Origin of the sequence: Pseudomonas sp. GM24 (genome assembly GCF_000282235.1) — a bacterium.
Lineage (GTDB): Bacteria > Pseudomonadota > Gammaproteobacteria > Pseudomonadales > Pseudomonadaceae > Aquipseudomonas.
Map to the genome: position 1 here is coordinate 1 of NZ_AKJR01000154.1, position 544 is coordinate 544.

A 544-nucleotide genomic window follows, 5' to 3' on the forward strand; every position below is an offset into this window, starting at 1 on the left:
CCAGCTCTGGGTTTGCAGCAGGTGGTTGCCTTGATGGCGGGCGACTTCGCGGTGCAGGTCGTCGCGTTCGTAGCCGATCAGTTCGTGCTCATCCAGGCGCAAGCCGAGCAGGTGGCCGCTGCCGTACGTCAGCCAGCTGACGCGGTGGCCGTCGGGGCGAACGCTGGCGACTCGTTGGTTGAGCACGTCGTACTCGTGCTGCCAGATTGCGACGGTGGGCTTTTCCAGTCCGAGGTAATGTTGGTGTTCGCGCAGCAGATTGCCGGCCGGGTCGTGGAACCATTGCAGGCGGCTGTCGGCGTTGTCGGCCAGCACCAGGTTGCCGTTGCCATCGTAGGCAAAGGTTTCGCTTTGCGACTGGTCGCCCAGAGTGGCGCGACGCTCGGTCAAGCGGCCCATCGGGTCGAAGCTCAAAGAGATGACGCGTTGGCCATTGATCGATTGGGCGAGGCGACCGGTGAGCGGGTCGTACTGATAGCGCGTGCTGCGGCCGTCGAAACCGCGTTCCTCGAGCAGACGACCGACCGGGTCGTAGTGGAAGTGC

The 544-nt window shown here is 64.3% G+C and carries 1 pseudogene; it reads right to left on the reverse strand.

The window, feature by feature from the left end:
* A pseudogene (locus tag PMI23_RS17555) lies at window positions 1–544 on the reverse strand (RHS repeat protein); the annotation flags it as partial.